Consider the following 15,399-nt stretch of genomic DNA (forward strand, 5'->3'; position numbering starts at 1 on the left):
AGAAGATGAGATTGGTAATTCTTGTAGCAGGTGTCGGGTCGCGTTTGCGCCCGCTGACCGATGATCGTCCGAAATGCCTCGTGGAGATCGGCGGACAGACGATCCTCGACCGTTTTCTTCAACAGGCGGTGGAAACAAACGCCTTCCAAGAGGTGGTGCTCATCACCGGCTATCGTCAGCCGCAGATTGAAGCTGCCGTAAACGAGTGGCAAAAGACGCATGATCTGCCGGTGCGTCTCGCGCACAACGAGCGCTACGATGAGACGAACAACGGCTACAGCTTGCTGTGCGCCAAAGACTACCTGTTGGACGGCTTTGTGCTGACCGACGGCGACCTGCTGCTCGAAGACGGCATCCTGCGCCGCGTGGCCGGCTCGGCCGAATCGCACCTCGCAGTCGACATGCAGATGAAGCTGGACGAAGAGGCGATGAAGTTTGTGCTCGACGAGAACGGCTACGTCACCGAATTGTCCAAGGAGATCTCGGTGGAGCGCGGACTTGGCGAGTCGATCGGCCTGTGCAAGATCAACGCGGAAGACGCGCCGGGTGTGATCGGCCATCTCGCCAAGCTGGTTGAACAGGGCGAGGAAAACGAATACTATGAACGTGCTTTCCAAGAGCTGATCCGCGAAAGCTGGAAATTGAAAGTCGTCGATGTCGGCGACTTGCGCTGGGTCGAAGTGGACGACAACAACGACATGGCGCGCGCGGAGCAGATTTTCGGATAAAATCTCCGCAAAGTGAGGGGCTCGTGCATGGGACGGTATTTTCTCGGACTGGAAGTGCCTAAGGAAACGTGCGGCGCGATGCTGCTGAAGGTGGAGGAGCGGTTAGAGCCGAGCCTCGACGTGAAAAAGTGGTATCGCCCGGAGCAGTTTCACATCACGACTCATTTTCTCGGCGATCTGGACGCAGGGCAGGTGCAGCGGGTGATCGAGCTGGTCACACCGCACACGGCCGTGCAGCAGCCGTTTCGCCTGCGCATCGACCATGCGGGCTGGTTCCCGCGCGCGAAGGTCGTCTGGTGCGGCGTCACCGGCGACATAGGGCCGCTGCAAGACTTGTATGCGGTGCTGGCAGAGCCTTTGAACACGCTGGGCGCCGGGCGGTTTGCCCACGACCAGTTTCGCCCGCACATCACGCTGGGCCGCCTGCGCTCCGCCGATCCGAAATGGCAGCCGCCTCAGGTGGCCGACCTGCTGGAAGGTGCGGAGTGGGAAGTTAGCGCGCTGCACCTGTACGAATCGGTGTCGGCCGGTGCCCAAGGCCCGGATTATCCGGCGCGGCATACGTTTCAGTTTCAAGTATAAAAAAGGCTGGGAGCTTAGCTCCCAGCCTTTTTGTTATGTTCTTTTTCCAACACGTACAACATGCCTTTGGCATTCAGATCAATATCGAACTCAATGCCGCCCAGCTCCTGCACGATGTGGCCTTCCTTCGCCAGATCGGCGCGGATGTAGTCGCGGATCGCTTCGGCGAGTACCTGGTAGTCCATTCCGGGCTGGAACAGATCACGGGACAGGCGGTCGAAGTCGGCCACCGTCTTGCGCGTGCGCTCAAACGCCACAGAGGCCGGCGCAGTCGGTCCGAAATGGGTGTGGAAAATGCGGTCGACATCGGGCAACGGCTCCAGCTTGGCGACCGAGTTCATCACCGCATCGCGGTCAAAATCGGTCGGGGACGTCGACGGATAGATGCACTCGAAGTCCCATCCGGTCAGCCGCGTCACATACCGCACGCCAACCGTGTCGCCGGAGAAGATCGCCCGGGCGGCCGGATCGTGGATCGAAAAGTGATGCTTGGCATGACCTGGCGTGTCATAAAAGGTGAGCAGGTGCCCGTTACCGAGATCGAGTTGCTCGCCTTCATCGCGGATCAGCACCCGCTCCGCCGGAACGGGCAGGATCTCCCCGTACAGGCGGGCGAGTTCATCTGCGCCATAGACCGCCTTGGCGCCTTCGATCAGCCGGGACGGGTCGATCAGATGCCGTCCCGCGCGCGGATGTGCGACCACCGTCGCGTTGGGAAACTGGGGCAGGATGTAGCCGACGCCTCCGGAATGGTCGAGGTGGATGTGCGTGACGATCACGTAGTCCACCTGCTCCGGCGTTACGCCAAGCTCTTGGAGTCCGGCCAGAATGTACGGGGCCGACAGAGACGACCCCGTCTCGATAATTGCGAGCTTCTCCCCGCGCACCACATAGCACGCCGAGCGCCCGGGCTCGCCTTGTTCCATCAGGTCGATCAGCGAAACGTCGTGACCGAGATCCTGTACAAATACTTGCATGTCGTACACCTTCCTTTACGCATCAAAACGCGTCGAGCGAAATGGAGCAACATTCGAGTCGGCACGCGTTTTTGGCGCATCATCTTTGACGGGAACCTGCGCAGTATACCGCGAGATGTTCAGCAGTATGCCCATCGAGAACATTTTGACCAGAAGCGAGGTCCCGCCATACGAGATAAACGGCAGTGGAACACCGATGACCGGGAGCAGCCCGGAGACCGACCCGATGTTCAGAAACACCGCAAAGCCGATCAAAGTCGTCAGTCCAATCGCCACCAAGGACGCAAAGCGGTTCGGCACGTGCATCGCAATGTAGATCCCGCGCCAGATCAGCACGGCGTACAAGACGAGCAGCACCAGGCCGCCGATGAAGCCCCATTCCTCCGACAAAATCGCGAAGATAAAGTCGGTGTGCGGCTGCGGCAGGTAGGAAAACTTTTCGATCGAGTGCCCGAGGCCGCGTCCCGTCCAGCCGCCCGTCGCGATCGCGAACAGGGACTGCACGATCTGCAGGTTGTCGTCGGTGACGCCGCCTGCAAACGGGTTGAGATAGGTCGCGACGCGGTCGCCGCGGTAACTCATCAAGGCCAGCGGCACGAGCGCCACCAGACCGGCAAGGATCGTGTTGCGCACATACTTCCACGGGATGCCCGCCGCAAACATGATCACAAACGGACAGAGCGCAAAGGTGACGGCGGTGTCCATATCCGGCTCCAGAATGATCAGCACGAAACCGATGCCGATCAGGATCATCGGCGGCCAGTACGAAGCCTTGGGATCTTGGATTCGATCCTGTTTCTTCGACAAGAGCGCGGCGATGTGGATGATGATCGCCAGCATCGCCAAGTCGGACGGCTGGAACTGCACCCCGAGGTCGACCCAGCGGTTCGCGCCTTCAACGTGAACGCCGACGACCGGCGCAAAGACCAGCGCCAGCAGAATGTACGACCCGAACAGCATCAGCTTCGACAGTTTAAACCACCGCAAAAACGGCACGTTCATCGTAAACAGCATCATCAGGAGCCCAAGCAGGACCCATTGCAGCTGTTTGAAAAAATACTTGTCGGTGCTTTGCATGCCCGTCTCTTCGAGCGCCACCATCTGCGACGCGCTGTAAATGCAGATCAAACCAAACAATGCCAACAAAATGACCACAACGAACAGCACAAAATCAGGTCGATGCCTTTCTAACTTCATGCGCTTCCTCCATAATTTGTACATCTCCTTACAACTTCGACATGAAATCTCGCAAACCTCTCTTTGAATCTGTTATAATACTTTCTTGCAAGGAAATGAACAAGAAAGATTTCGAAGAGAGGGAGTCTTTCATGAGAAGAGCATACAACCAATCGAATCGCTATGCCGAAGCGTGGGAACGTTCCAAAGCTTACGGCGTAGACCCAACCATGCTTCCGGAACAGACCCCGCTTGGGGCGCACGAACTGACGGCACGGATCTATAACAACCGGCAGCTGCTGGAAGCCGCGCTCCCGTTCGTCGATCAGCTGTACAGCACAGTCGAGAGCGAATGCATCGTCGCGATCTGCGACATCGACGGCTATCTGCTGGCCACGCGCGGCGAACGCCTGCCCGACAAACTGCTGCAGCATCACACCACCCCTGGTATGTGCTGGCATGAAAGCGTATACGGCGCCAATGCGATGGGCACGGCGCTGGCTGAAGACCGCCCGGTACACATGGTCGGGGAACAGCATTTTAATCACGAACTGCACGGCATGTCCTGCGCCGCCGCACCGCTGCATGATCCGCACGGCAACCTTGTCGGCAGCCTCGCCATCGCCGCTTATAAAACGGAGCACAGCCCGTATATGCTCGGCACCGTCCTCTCGATCGGCCACGCGATCGACAAGGCGATGATTTTAAAATCGGAGCACTACCGCACGCTGCTCCTGCAAGAGAAGATCGCCGAGACCTCAAACAACCTGATCATCGTCACCGGCGACGACGGCCAGATCGTCCACCTGAACGAAGCGGCCAAGAGTTTGCTTGTGCCAACGGGCGACGGCCCGGAGAGCCTGCAGGAGATGTTCTGCGAGAAAAGCGCTGCCCTCGTCGCGCTCAACGGCCGCAAAGCTTTGACCGATTTCGTGGAAGAAGTTAAAAAGCCGGGCACCAGCGAGATCCATCACATCTTCTGGGACGCGCATTGGATCGAAGACGAAACGAACGCCGCTTCCACCTTGCTGCTTGTCGGCCGCGACATGACGAAATTCGTCCGCCTCGAACGCAGCAGCAAACAAGGGGAACGCCTGTCTACGATGGGCAAGTTTGCCGCCCAGATCGCCCACGAAATCCGCAATCCGGTTGCGGTGATCAAATTGGCGATGCAATTAATGCTAAAGCAGGAAGAGTTTTCCGAAAAGTCGGAGAAAAAAGGAAAAATGATCCTGTCCGAGTTGCGCAGAATTGAAGATCTGGTCAACCACTTCTTAAATATCTCCAAGCCGCAAACCCCGACGTTTGAGCTGTGCAACATCGTGGAGACGCTGCGCGACACCTGCAACCTGATGCAGAACTCCTTTTTGCAAGGAAATCTGCAGTTGGTCGAACACTATGAGGAGATCGGGATGATCACCGCCGACTGCGACCAGCTGCAGCAGGTGTTTCTCAACCTGCTGAACAACGCGATCGACGCCACGCCAAGCGGCGGAACGATCAACGTGACGGTGCGCCGCGACGAAGCGGAGCCGCAGTTTGTGCAGATCGTCATCTCCGACACGGGGCAGGGGATTCCCGAAGACCGCCTTGCCGATGTCTTTGAGCCGTTTTACACGACGAAAAGCCGCGGCACCGGGCTTGGGCTGTCCAATGCCAAGTCGATCATCGAAGCGCACGGCGGCGACATGGAAGTGGAAAGCGCCGTCGACCACGGCACGGTCGTTTCGATTTGGCTCCCTTTTGAGCCAACAGTCTCTTAAAAAATTGCAAGATTTTCGGTATACTGGTTCTACTACGCTCTGTTGGAGGCTATGTTCATGACTGTTGAAATGTTCGATTTTAAATCTGCGCTCAAGCGCACCAAGCTCAACCCGGTTCAAAAGATGACCTTGTCCAATCGTTTCAAAGGCCGCGAGTTCCCGATGCCGACCGAGCAGGACAACGTTTACGAAGTCGCTTTCGGCGAAACGGTGATCAACATCCGCGCTGCTGAAAACGGCCTGGTTCCGGACGAGATGGATCTGATCGCTGACGTGCTGTCCCGCGCTCGCAAAAACGAGCAAAAGGCGATGATCGATATGCTGACCGTGATCCAAGTGTATCCGCTGGCGCAAGAGACTGCCGAGACCCTGATCAAAGAGTGGGGCGAAAACGGCGTCGAGTCCAAGCTGATCGCAGGCCCGGCTCTGGAGAGTGTGGCAAAGTAAAAAGTGGGAACGCTAAAAAAGCATGCAGAAACTCTGCATGCTTTTTCTCTTGCGCTTTTGCTTGTTTACTTGAAAGGAGGAGCCGGAATGCGCCAGTTTACATGGGTCATCGTTCTCTCCGTCGTGTCTGTCCTCGTGATCTACTTGGCCGGCGTCTGGTTCGACACGCTGATTCCCGAGTGAGCGCGGACTTTCGATGTGCGCCCTGCCGCCTGGCGAATCCCCAGCGAGCAGACGACGCCGATCAAGGTCAAAGTGAGCCAGGGCAGCCAAGGCAAGCCGGTTTTGGCGGCAAGATCGAGCAGGAAGCCGCCAAACGTGTTGCCAAATGAACCGCCGATCGCCAGCGACAGGCCGGAGAATCCGAAGTAGGACGCGACAAGCGCTTTCTCGGCGATCTCCGTCGTGAACACTTGAAACGTCGGGTTGACGATCAACTGGCCCAGCGCGATCCCGGTGGTGACGATCACCAGCGTCCAGAGGTTGACGTCAAACATCAGCGGGGCAAATCCCAGCCCGTTGATCAACACGCCAAAGGCGATGATCTGCAGTTGAGACCAGTTGCGCTTGCCAAGCCAGCGCGAAATCGGCAGCTGCAGGAAGATGACTTGCAGTGAGACGAGGGTGAACAGCCAGAAGACGAGGCTGCTTTGCCCGTTGGCTTTGGCGATATAAGGGATGGTCATATAGAGCTGCTGAAACAGCATGTTCAGGCCCATCATCCAGAACAGGAGCCAGAGGAAGGTGCGGTTCTGCACGATGGTGCGCACGTTTTTCAACAGGCTCTGCCGGGCCTGCGTTTCCGGCTTCAGCTTCGGTACGAGAAAATACGAGATCAGTCCTAAGATCAAAAACATCAAGGCGGATACATAGCTTACCACTTCAAATCGGAAGCCGATCAACAGCACCCCTGCGACCGGGCCGAGGGTCATCCCGGCATTGCCGATGATGTTGCGCCAGTCGAACAGCTCTTTGCGCTTTTCCGGCGCGGAGAGGGCGACAAACGCCGCCTGATTGGCCGGGAAGATCAGCGCGCCGCCGGCGCCTGCGAACAGCGAGGCGAGCAGGATGCCAGGCACCGTATCGAGCAGCCCGAACAAAGCAAAGCCGAGCGCCCGAAGCAGCGATCCGAGCAGCATCATCTCCCGGTAGCCAAAGCGGTCGGCGAGATATCCGCCAAACAGCATCGAGCTTTGCTGCGCCAGAATCCGCGAACCAAGCATCGTGCCGGCGACCGTGGCCGTCAAACCCAAATTATCCGTGAAATGTGTGCCCAGCAGTGGTACGATCATAAAGAAGCCTAAATTTGAGAAAAAAATGGTGAGTTGCAACGCCCAGATCGGCGTTGACCAGTGAGGGAGACTCTCCGATAGTTTCATAAGAACGTCCCAACTCCTTCGAGCCACGAAAGTTTAGGTACACTATAACACAGAATCGCCTGTTGGTAAGCAGTTCTTTTGGGGATGGGGTGAAGATGATCGATCATGGGATGCTTCACGTGCTTGAGCACTACGGATATTTCGGGTTGTTTGGGCTGCTGGTGCTGGGCATCGTCGGCCTGCCGCTGCCGGATGAGACGCTTTTGACCTTCACGGGCTATCTGATTTCGCAAGGGCACATGCAGTTCGCCGGGGCGCTCACCGCCGCCTTTTTGGGCAGCGGTGTGGGGATCACCTTGTCCTATCTGCTCGGGCGGGTGCTTGGCAAAAAAGTGGTGGCGCGATTTGGCCGCTTTTTGCATTTGACGGAAGAGAGACTGCTTCGTGTGGAACACTATATGGAACGTTACGGGGGCCTTGCCCTGTTTTTTGGATACTTTGTGCCGGGGCTGCGACATCTGACCGCCTTGTCTGCCGGGTTTGGCCAGATGAAGTTTCGCATTTTCGCGCCGTTCGCCTATTTGGGGGCATTGTTTTGGACGGTGACGTTTTTGCTGCTCGGGCAGTTGTTCAGCGACCAGTTGCACCGGTTGGAAGAGGTGCTGTATCCGTATCGTTTCTGGATACTGGCCGTGGTTGTCGTCTCGTTTGTGACGCCACTGGTCTGGCGGATGGTCGGCCGCCGCCGGGGACATGCAGAAGGGAACAACACTAGGGAACTGGAGGAGTGATGGTGGATGGGTATCGGATTTCGCACGTTTTCCATGGAACTGCACAGCCCGCATTTGCCGATTAAAGAGGTGGCTTTAAAGGAATGGGCGGTCTGCATCGACGCGATCGCCAAGGGGGAGCAGCTCGTGTTGATCCGCAAAGGCGGGATCACGGAAGAAACGCGGGAGTTCCGTTTGGAGGAGACTTCGTTTTACCTCTACCCGACCTATGAGCACCAAAAGTCGCAGCTGATCAAGCCGCAGTATCAGGAGCGGGTGGAAGCGACGATGCAAGGCATCACCGTGCCGCCAAAGGAAGTGGTGATCACTCATGCCGCGCATGTCGTTGACGACTTCACGCTGAATTCGGAGGGAGATCTGAAAAAGCTTGACCCGTTCCATATCATGACACATAATTATGCCGCTGAACGCTTGCAATGGAGAAACGACAAGCCGCTGCATATCCTGACCATACGGGCCTATCAACTGACAGAGCCCAAGACGATCCAGGTGCAAGAGGAGTACACGGGGTGCAAATCGTGGATCACGCTGCAAGCTCCGGTCACCGATACCGATCTCGTGCCGGTGATTGCGGATGAAGCGTTTGCGGCCCGGCGCCAGTTGATTTTTGACGCGCTGGAGATCAGCGAACACAAGAAGTAGGAGAGAGTTGGGGGAGAGGTATGGGGGTCAAACCTTATTTGGACCTGCCGCGGCCGATGGTGCTTGCGCATCAGGGAGCGTCCGCCTATGCGCCGTCGAACACGATGGAGGCGTTTGCTCTCGCCGTGGAGATGGGCGCCGACGCGTTTGAGACGGACGTGCATATGACGCGGGACGGCCATGTGGTGGTCAGCCATGATGACACGGTCGACCGGCTGACAGACGGCAGCGGATTGATCAAATACAAGACGCTGGCCGAGCTGAAAGAGATCGATTTCGGGTACAAATTCACGCCGGACGGGGGCAAGACGTTTCCGTACCGGGGAAAAGGCGTGACGATCCCGACGCTTGAGGAAGTGTTGACGGCGTTTCCGACGATGCGCATCAACATGGACATCAAGCAGACCACACCGCCGATGGAGATGGCGCTGGTCGAAATCATCAAAAAATGCCGGGCGGAAGACCGCGTGCTGATCGCGTCGTTTCACAGCAGTACGATGAAACGGTTTCGCAAGTTGGCCTCCTCGCGCATCGCGACGGGGGCGAATACGCGGGACATGGTGGAGTTTGTCTGCTACTGGCGCACCGGGCTGCACAAGTTTTACAAGCCGCCGGTCGATGCGTTTCAAGTGCCGGAGCAAGGCTACGGCCTGCGCGTGGTGACGCCAAAGATGCTGAAGATCGCGCACGAACACGGGGTGAAGGTGCACGTTTGGACGATCAACGAAGAGGCGGACATCCGCCGCCTGCTCGAATGGGGCGTCGACGGCATCTGCAGCGACTACCCCGACCGCGTGGTCAAAGTGATGCAGGAGATGGGGCTGCGGTAAAACTGCGCAGTCCTGTCTGCTGTAGGTATCCATTTCTTGCAGGTTCTGGCTGCGGTAAACCAGCGCAGTCCGTCTGCTGTAGTCTGTATCTCGCAGGTATTATCAGGGCTGTTAGGCGTTAGATGTCAGCCTGTCTTAGCCATTCTGTTTCAAACCGCTCATTTTTTGCAATCTTGTACATAGTCTGTTTTGAGGTGATAACCTTTGATGATCGTATCGGTTTTGATCGCTCTCTTATTTGGTTATTTAGCAGGATCGACGCCGTTTGCTTATCTGTTCGGGCGGCGCAAAGGCGCGAACGTATTTGAACAGGGCAGCGGCAACCCGGGCGCGACCAATACGCTGACCTTGTTCGGCAAGCGTGCGGCGGCTGTTGTGCTCCTGCTTGATGTGCTAAAAGGCTTCGTGCCGACGATGCTGACCTATCTGGTGACGGGCGATGAGACGCTCGCTTTCTGGACTGCCACCGGGGCGGTGCTTGGGCATGTGTTTTCCTTGTACACCAAGTTTCGCGGCGGCAAAGCGCTGGCCACAGCCGGCGGCGCGCTGTTGTTCCTGCAACCGGTTCCGATATTGATCGTAGTCGCGAGCTATGTGATTTTTCTCTTGCTCATCCGTTATATCGTCATCGCGACCACCATCGTCATCGCCGGAGCACTCTTGGTCTTCCTGTTCACGCCGCAGGTGCTGTCGGAGCAGATCGCCCTCTTTTTGATGGTGTCGGGCGTGCTGTACCGCCACCTGCCGAACTGGGAGCGCGTCTACCTGAAAAATGAGCCCAAGATCGGCCAGCCCGTCCACGAAGTGACCCTCCAGCGCCTGACGCCGGAGAAGCAGGAATGGGTGAAGCTGTCCTACTGGATCACGATGATCATGATCCTGCTGGCGTTTGTCGTGTGGAAGCAGATGTAGAAAAAGACCACCTGTTGCGAGTCGCAGGTGGTCTTTTTGCGTCAGTTCAGTACAAAGTTGGAGATCATCCCGTCCGTGTGCAGCGTGGTGAGGGGTGTCCCGTCGAAATTGAAGACTTCGACCGTGTCTTTGGACATCACATACCAGCGGTTGCTGTCTTTGTCGTAGGAGAGGTTCATTGCGAGCTGCTGCGTCGGGAAACTGTTCACGAGGTCTCCGGTCACCGTGTCGAAGATCATGACGTATGTGTGATCCGCGCCTTTTGGCACTCCGATGAGTCCGAGTTTCTGCTGGTCGGGCACCGTTGCTTTGGGCCCGTAGGGGCTGATCATGAAAGGCTTGCCGATCGAATTCAGATCAAAGGTGCCGACCTTCTGCAGCGAGGGGATTTCGAATTCTGCCACTTTGGATTCGGCACCGCCATTCAACAACATCAGAAGATTTTGTCCTGTGCTGAGCACATAGGTCATTCCCTCCTGCTGTTCATTGAGACCTCGGTATACGGGCTCACCTTCGAGCGGAACGATCAGCGTTTTGAGATTCGAATTCAGCATCCCTTGTTCGATAAATTGAAACTGTGCTTGATGAAACATCGTGTCGAAGACGGGGCCGTCTCGTTTGACCGACTTGAATAGTTTGGGTTCGCCGCCGTTTTCAACTTTGTAGATCAAGATTTTGTTTGGTTTGCTTACGGAAGTGATGTACACAGTGCTCCCTTGGAAAAAGACCGCGTCCGGCGCTTGATCCAAAGTCAGCGCCTGTTTGGCACCGCTTTTCGGATCGACAACGAGGACCCTTTTTTCAATCGAGGTCCCAAAGCCGTTTAACGGGATCCAGAGCCTACCGTCTGGTGCTTCATAAATTTTCAGGGTCGGAGTGTCGCCGAGCTCAATCGTTTTCTTCGTTTCCATCGTCTCCGGGTCGGCGAGATGGAGCACATTTTTTTGATCCTGTATGACAGTATACGCGACCAGCCCGGTGTGGGCATCTTGTACCAGATCTCCGCGCACGTCTGCAGGGGGGCTGAAGGTTGCTGTGAGTGCCAGCGTGATCAGCGCAGCAGCTGCGATCCCGCCGATCAGCCGATAACGCGGCCGCTTTCGCGCCCGTGCCGCTTGTTGCAAACGCTGCTCCAACTGGCGGGCGAACTCGGCGCGGGGCTTGGCATGAGCGAGGCTTTGCAGGTCTTTCACGAGGTCTTCGTCATTCCGGTACACAGTGCAGCCCTCCCTCTGGCGTCACGCTGAGCGTTTGCTGCAGGAGCTTCAGCGCGCGGTGGTAGTCGACTTTCACTTTCGATTCCTTGCAGTCGAGGATCTCGGCCGTCTCTTTGATGCTCAGCTCTTTGATCGCCCGCAAAATGATCACCGAGCGGTACGCCGGCTTTAACATGGTGATCGCCTGCATCAGCTCCTGGCGCTCCTCTTTGCCGGAGAGCAGCTCTTCAGGCAGTCCGTCTTGGGCCTGCAGGCGATTCAGCAGGCGATCCGGAAACCACGAGATGAGCCGCTTTTTGCGGTAGTGATCGAGGGCGATGTGCTTGGCGACCGACAAGATCCACGTTTTTAGCGTCGAGCGGTGGTCAAACGTCCGCAGCGACTTGATCAGCCGCAAAAAAACTTCCTGCGTCAAATCCTCCGCATCGTTCTGATTGCCTGTGAAGTAGAGCAGAAAGTGGTAGACATCTTCAAAATGCAGCCGGTAGATCTCTTGAATCTCTTCTTCCAACCGAGCCCCTCCTTCTCTTGCGTTTCTGCCAAGTAGTCGAAATTGCCAGAGCAAAAGTTACAAGTCCGCACAAAAAAAGCCAACTCATGACGAGCTGGCCCGTTTCGGTAAGTAAGTTCCCGCCTTCCAGAAGAAGAACGACGCGAGCAGCATCGGGATCGGGAGCAGCGAGAAGGCGAACAGGAGCGACGTGTGGTCGGAGATCAGGCCGACCAGGTACGGGCTTGGGATGTCGCCGAGGAAGTGCATTACGAACATCGCTGCGGCCGCCGCCGTGTTCCAGATCGCTTTGTCGGTGACGTCAAACACCAGCGCCGTCGCCACGCCGACATGCCAGAGCATGAAGAACGCGGAGAGGAAGAAGGCGAGGAAGCTTTGCAGAAACAACCCCGCCCACAAGAAGATCGCCGAGAGTGCCATCGACACGACCAGCGTGTAGGCGCGCCCGCGACCTGTGCGCTTCAGCCACAGGTCGGCGATCCAGCCGCCCAAGGGAGCTCCGAGCAGGCCCGCGCCAACTTGCAGGCCGCCGGCGAGCAGGGTCGCTTTTTCCAATGAATAGCCAAACGAACGCTCGAAGAAGGTCGGCACAAACAGCACAATCGCGCCAAAGGCAAAGGAGATGCCCGCATAGCCGAGGGCGGTGTACAGAAACGGCCGGTTCTTCGTGAACAGCCGGATCAGTTCGTCCCAGCCAAATGTGGCCCGGTTCTCCGTCGTCACTTGTTTCCGCAGCGGCAGTTTCCAGGCCAGATACGCGAGGATCAATCCCGGCACCCCAACGATGAAAAACGCCCACTGCCAGCCGAAATTCACGCCAAGCCAGCCGCCGAGCACCACGCCAAGCGCGCCGCCGATCGGCATCCCGAGGTTGAACAGCCCGAGGACTGCCGAGCGCTTGCGCTCCGGATAGGCGTTGGACAAGATCGTGCCCGCCGTTGAGACGTACGCCGCTTCGCCGATGCCGACCAGCGCGCGGAAGACGAACAGAGAAGCAAACGACCACGCCAGCGCCGACGAGACGGTCGCCACGCTCCAGACCGCGACGCCGATCGCTGCGACCTTGTGTGGCAGCCAGCGGTCGGCCCACTTGCCAAACGGGATCGAGGTCAGCGAATAGGTGATCATAAAGGCCGAGCCGAGCAAACCTAATGCTGCGTCAGACAGCAGAAAATGCTCTTTTAATAACGGAAATACCCCGGACAGAATCTGCCGGTCTACATAGTTGATGATATTGATCGATAAGAACAAAATAAGCAAACGTGTCGGATTCATAAGCCACTCCTTTCTTATCAATCAGCATATCATGTTTGAAAAAATTGGCACAGTCTCGTTTTAGGACGACTGTGCCTTGTGGCTGCTAAGTTTTCTGCTTGGGGCGAAAGGGGCTGGGGTTGTTTTCCGTCCGTTCTTCCATCACCGGCGCCAAAGGCTTGGCCAGCGGCTGCCACAAGCGCAGCAGGTAATACGCCCCGCCAAGCAAGAGCCCCAGCGCCCCATAGAGCAGCCACGGCAGCGGCAGATAGTCGATCGCCACCGCCCGCTCCATCAGCTGGCCGCCTGCGATGTTCCCTATTGCCTCGCCTGCGCCAAAGACAAACGCCGCCACGCCAAAATAGCTCCCGATCTGCTCCGGCTTGGCCAGGTCGGCGACGATGGCGTCAGACGTCGGCATCACAAACATCTGCCCTAACGTGATCACGACCGCGCTTGCCACCAGATGCCAAAACGATGTCGACAACGCCACCGAGCCAAGCCCCGTGCCGATCAAAACGATACCTGCCGCCATCGTGCCCAGCGGGTGCAGGTACTTGGTGAAAAAGCGCGTCACCGTACCCTGTAACAAGATGACGAGCACGGCGGAGGCGGTGAAGATCAGGCCGATGTTGCGCGCGCTCTCGATCTGCGCGGCGCGCAGGGGCAGGGACAAGGCGAACTGCGTGAACAACGCCCAGACAAAGATCGTCACAAAGGAAAAGTACAAAAACGGCCGGTCGGTAAAAATCTGCCTGATGCCTTGCCGATCCACTTTTGGGCAGTCCTCCCCGATGCAGTCGCGCTCCAAGAGCAGCAGGTGCGAGACGGCCAACACAAAATAAACGACCGCCGCGCCGCCAAACAGCAGCGTGGAACTGCGCGTGTGCAAATACGTCCCGATCAGCGGCCCCATCGTCACGCCGATGTTCGCCGCCACCCCGCGATAGGAAAACGCGGTTGTCTTTGTGCCTTGCGACGCCAGCGCCGCAATTCCCGCTTTGGCGCCCGGCGCGTAGATGCCGCCGCCGACGCCGGCGACGAGATTGGTCAGGAACAGCGCGGGGAACGTTGCGCCCCAGATGAAGCCAAGCAGTCCGGCGCCGCGGATCAACAGGCCGCTGACCATCGTCAAGCGCCGCCCGAAGCGGTCCGACAAAAAGCCGCCGAGCAGACTGCCGGTCAAAAAGGCGATCGAGCCTGCGCCGAGCACCAGGCCGGTTGACCCCAGCGACAGCCCTTTTTCGGTGGAGAGGATGATGGCGAAAAACGGCAGGAGCATGTACGATCCGAGATGCGTAAACAAAATGCCGCCCAACAGCACATAGATGGCGCGTCCGAGCTTTGGCAGGATTGCCATGGTGGGATCACCTCCCCCTTACCTTGCCACAAGAGGAAACGGGGCATGCGGGTTCGACACAAGAGTGTCGATTTTGTAAGGACGCTGACGTGCGTTTGCAGGTACAGGTGTTGTATGATAGAAGATGAACAAAAAGGAGGCGACGCGAGTGTTAGATGCGGCCAATCCGACGTTTATCGTGGCCTTTTTCGCGGGGCTGTTGTCGTTTGTGTCCCCGTGCTGTCTGCCGCTGTATCCGTCTTACTTAACTTACATCACAGGCGTTTCGTATCAGGAGATGTACGAGCACCGCGATCAAGGTGCTGTGCGCCGCCGGGCGCTGACCTATTCGTTATTTTTCGTCTTGGGCTTTTCGCTGATCTTCGTGGTGCTTGGCATGTCGGCGAGCACGATCGGCGCATTGTTTTCGAACTATGGAGATTTGATCCGCCAGATCGGCGGGATTTTGATCATCGTGATGGGGCTGTTCTTGGCTGGCTTTATCAAAATCGGCGCCTTGCTGTCGACCAAGCAGATGCAACTGAAATGGCGTCCTGCCGGCTACCTCGGCGCGGTGATCGTCGGCATTTCCTTTGCGGCGGGTTGGACCCCCTGCATCGGGCCGATCCTGGCGTCGGTGTTGCTGATCGCCGCGTCCAACCCGGTGAGCGGGATGAGCCTGATGCTGTTTTACTCGATCGGGTTTGCGATTCCGTTCCTGATCATGGCTTATACGCTGGGCTCGGTGCGCTGGCTGATGAAGTACGCAGACACGATCTCGAAGGTCGGCGGCATCGGCATGATCCTGATGGGCGTGCTGCTGCTCACCGATTCGCTGACCAAGATCACCACCTGGCTGATTCCGCTGTTTGGCGGATTCACCGGCTTCTAAAGAAGAAGTCCAAGGAGGA

16 protein-coding genes are annotated in these 15,399 nt (G+C 57.4%); 9 read left to right on the plus strand and 7 right to left on the minus strand.

Annotated features, from left to right (window positions below; genetic code table 11):
- Nucleotides 1-5: 5 nt before the first annotated feature.
- Entirely contained in the window at nucleotides 6-728 is a 723-nt protein-coding gene (locus CBW65_RS12715) for a phosphocholine cytidylyltransferase family protein (RefSeq protein ID WP_087457159.1), read from the plus strand.
- A gap of 27 nt (nucleotides 729-755) precedes the next feature.
- Complete coding sequence (gene thpR / locus CBW65_RS12720; protein WP_087457160.1) at nucleotides 756-1,310, plus strand: RNA 2',3'-cyclic phosphodiesterase; 555 nt, start codon at nucleotides 756-758, stop codon at nucleotides 1,308-1,310.
- A 14-nt stretch (nucleotides 1,311-1,324) separates the two neighbouring features.
- Here thpR and CBW65_RS12725 read toward each other — a convergent pair whose 3' ends face one another.
- Both CBW65_RS12725 and ftsW read right to left on the minus strand, forming a co-directional pair.
- Nucleotides 1,325-2,287, minus strand: a complete 963-nt coding sequence (locus CBW65_RS12725; RefSeq protein ID WP_232463312.1) for an MBL fold metallo-hydrolase — start codon at nucleotides 2,285-2,287, stop codon at nucleotides 1,325-1,327.
- A gap of 15 nt (nucleotides 2,288-2,302) precedes the next feature.
- Nucleotides 2,303-3,484: a putative lipid II flippase FtsW gene (gene ftsW, locus CBW65_RS12730; RefSeq protein ID WP_087457162.1), complete on the minus strand. Its 1,182-nt coding sequence runs from the start codon at nucleotides 3,482-3,484 to the stop codon at nucleotides 2,303-2,305.
- Between the two features lie 131 nt (nucleotides 3,485-3,615).
- On the opposite strand from ftsW, the gene CBW65_RS12735 reads away from it, so the two are divergent.
- Both CBW65_RS12735 and CBW65_RS12740 read left to right on the plus strand, forming a co-directional pair.
- Nucleotides 3,616-5,226: an ATP-binding protein gene (locus CBW65_RS12735; RefSeq protein WP_198299612.1), complete on the plus strand. Its 1,611-nt coding sequence runs from the start codon at nucleotides 3,616-3,618 to the stop codon at nucleotides 5,224-5,226.
- A gap of 57 nt (nucleotides 5,227-5,283) precedes the next feature.
- The gene (locus CBW65_RS12740) at nucleotides 5,284-5,673 is read left to right on the plus strand and encodes a hypothetical protein (protein WP_087457164.1); all 390 of its coding nucleotides are present in this window, start codon (nucleotides 5,284-5,286) and stop codon (nucleotides 5,671-5,673) included.
- A gap of 140 nt (nucleotides 5,674-5,813) precedes the next feature.
- Here the strand turns inward: CBW65_RS12740 and CBW65_RS12745 are convergent, their stop codons facing one another.
- Nucleotides 5,814-7,052, minus strand: coding sequence for an MDR family MFS transporter (locus tag CBW65_RS12745; RefSeq protein ID WP_087457165.1), 1,239 nt, complete (start codon nucleotides 7,050-7,052; stop codon nucleotides 5,814-5,816).
- A 95-nt stretch (nucleotides 7,053-7,147) separates the two neighbouring features.
- Between CBW65_RS12745 and CBW65_RS12750 the strand changes: the two genes are divergently transcribed.
- From CBW65_RS12750 to plsY, 4 genes are all read left to right on the plus strand, one after another.
- Nucleotides 7,148-7,783, plus strand: a complete 636-nt coding sequence (locus CBW65_RS12750) for a DedA family protein (RefSeq protein ID WP_087457166.1) — start codon at nucleotides 7,148-7,150, stop codon at nucleotides 7,781-7,783.
- Nucleotides 7,784-7,789: 6 nt separating this feature from the next.
- On the plus strand, nucleotides 7,790-8,425 hold the full coding sequence (locus CBW65_RS12755) for a DUF1802 family protein (protein ID WP_087457167.1): 636 nt from the start codon (nucleotides 7,790-7,792) through the stop codon (nucleotides 8,423-8,425).
- A gap of 20 nt (nucleotides 8,426-8,445) precedes the next feature.
- Nucleotides 8,446-9,255: a glycerophosphodiester phosphodiesterase family protein gene (locus tag CBW65_RS12760; RefSeq protein WP_087457168.1), complete on the plus strand. Its 810-nt coding sequence runs from the start codon at nucleotides 8,446-8,448 to the stop codon at nucleotides 9,253-9,255.
- 207 nt (nucleotides 9,256-9,462) lie between these two features.
- Nucleotides 9,463-10,167, plus strand: coding sequence for a glycerol-3-phosphate 1-O-acyltransferase PlsY (gene plsY, locus CBW65_RS12765; RefSeq protein ID WP_087457169.1), 705 nt, complete (start codon nucleotides 9,463-9,465; stop codon nucleotides 10,165-10,167).
- A gap of 41 nt (nucleotides 10,168-10,208) precedes the next feature.
- Here plsY and CBW65_RS12770 read toward each other — a convergent pair whose 3' ends face one another.
- The 4 genes from CBW65_RS12770 to CBW65_RS12785 form a co-directional block, all read right to left on the minus strand.
- Nucleotides 10,209-11,384 (minus strand): hypothetical protein, encoded by a 1,176-nt coding sequence (locus CBW65_RS12770; RefSeq protein ID WP_087457170.1) that lies wholly within the window; start codon nucleotides 11,382-11,384, stop codon nucleotides 10,209-10,211.
- A complete protein-coding gene (locus CBW65_RS12775; RefSeq protein ID WP_087457171.1) occupies nucleotides 11,371-11,895 on the minus strand; it encodes an RNA polymerase sigma factor in 525 nt (174 codons plus the stop codon). The genes CBW65_RS12770 and CBW65_RS12775 overlap by 14 nt, the downstream gene beginning before the upstream one ends.
- A gap of 84 nt (nucleotides 11,896-11,979) precedes the next feature.
- Nucleotides 11,980-13,170, minus strand: a complete 1,191-nt coding sequence (locus CBW65_RS12780) for a spinster family MFS transporter (RefSeq protein WP_087457172.1) — start codon at nucleotides 13,168-13,170, stop codon at nucleotides 11,980-11,982.
- Nucleotides 13,171-13,255: 85 nt separating this feature from the next.
- Nucleotides 13,256-14,509, minus strand: coding sequence for an MDR family MFS transporter (locus CBW65_RS12785; RefSeq protein WP_087457173.1), 1,254 nt, complete (start codon nucleotides 14,507-14,509; stop codon nucleotides 13,256-13,258).
- 148 nt (nucleotides 14,510-14,657) lie between these two features.
- Between CBW65_RS12785 and CBW65_RS12790 the strand changes: the two genes are divergently transcribed.
- Nucleotides 14,658-15,380, plus strand: a complete 723-nt coding sequence (locus tag CBW65_RS12790; protein WP_232463313.1) for a cytochrome c biogenesis CcdA family protein — start codon at nucleotides 14,658-14,660, stop codon at nucleotides 15,378-15,380.
- The last annotated feature ends 19 nt before the right edge of the window (nucleotides 15,381-15,399 follow it).

The sequence above is a fragment of the Tumebacillus avium genome (assembly GCF_002162355.1).
Lineage (GTDB): Bacteria > Bacillota > Bacilli > Tumebacillales > Tumebacillaceae > Tumebacillus_A > Tumebacillus_A avium.

Excerpts from the sequence above, each read along its gene's own strand:
- CBW65_RS12755 (WP_087457167.1), top strand. The coding sequence starts at position 7,790 with ATGGGTATCGGATTTCGCACGTTTTCCATGGAACTGCACAGCCCGCAT.
- CBW65_RS12740 (WP_087457164.1), top strand. The coding sequence starts at position 5,284 with ATGACTGTTGAAATGTTCGATTTTAAATCTGCGCTCAAGCGCACCAAG.
- CBW65_RS12760 (WP_087457168.1), top strand. The coding sequence starts at position 8,446 with ATGGGGGTCAAACCTTATTTGGACCTGCCGCGGCCGATGGTGCTTGCG.
- ftsW (WP_087457162.1), bottom strand. The coding sequence starts at position 3,484 with ATGAAGTTAGAAAGGCATCGACCTGATTTTGTGCTGTTCGTTGTGGTC.
- CBW65_RS12750 (WP_087457166.1), top strand. The coding sequence starts at position 7,148 with ATGATCGATCATGGGATGCTTCACGTGCTTGAGCACTACGGATATTTC.
- CBW65_RS12735 (WP_198299612.1), top strand. The coding sequence starts at position 3,616 with ATGAGAAGAGCATACAACCAATCGAATCGCTATGCCGAAGCGTGGGAA.
- CBW65_RS12715 (WP_087457159.1), top strand. The coding sequence starts at position 6 with ATGAGATTGGTAATTCTTGTAGCAGGTGTCGGGTCGCGTTTGCGCCCG.
- CBW65_RS12780 (WP_087457172.1), bottom strand. The coding sequence starts at position 13,170 with ATGAATCCGACACGTTTGCTTATTTTGTTCTTATCGATCAATATCATC.
- CBW65_RS12725 (WP_232463312.1), bottom strand. The coding sequence starts at position 2,287 with ATGCAAGTATTTGTACAGGATCTCGGTCACGACGTTTCGCTGATCGAC.
- plsY (WP_087457169.1), top strand. The coding sequence starts at position 9,463 with ATGATCGTATCGGTTTTGATCGCTCTCTTATTTGGTTATTTAGCAGGA.
- CBW65_RS12745 (WP_087457165.1), bottom strand. The coding sequence starts at position 7,052 with ATGAAACTATCGGAGAGTCTCCCTCACTGGTCAACGCCGATCTGGGCG.
- thpR (WP_087457160.1), top strand. The coding sequence starts at position 756 with ATGGGACGGTATTTTCTCGGACTGGAAGTGCCTAAGGAAACGTGCGGC.
- CBW65_RS12785 (WP_087457173.1), bottom strand. The coding sequence starts at position 14,509 with ATGGCAATCCTGCCAAAGCTCGGACGCGCCATCTATGTGCTGTTGGGC.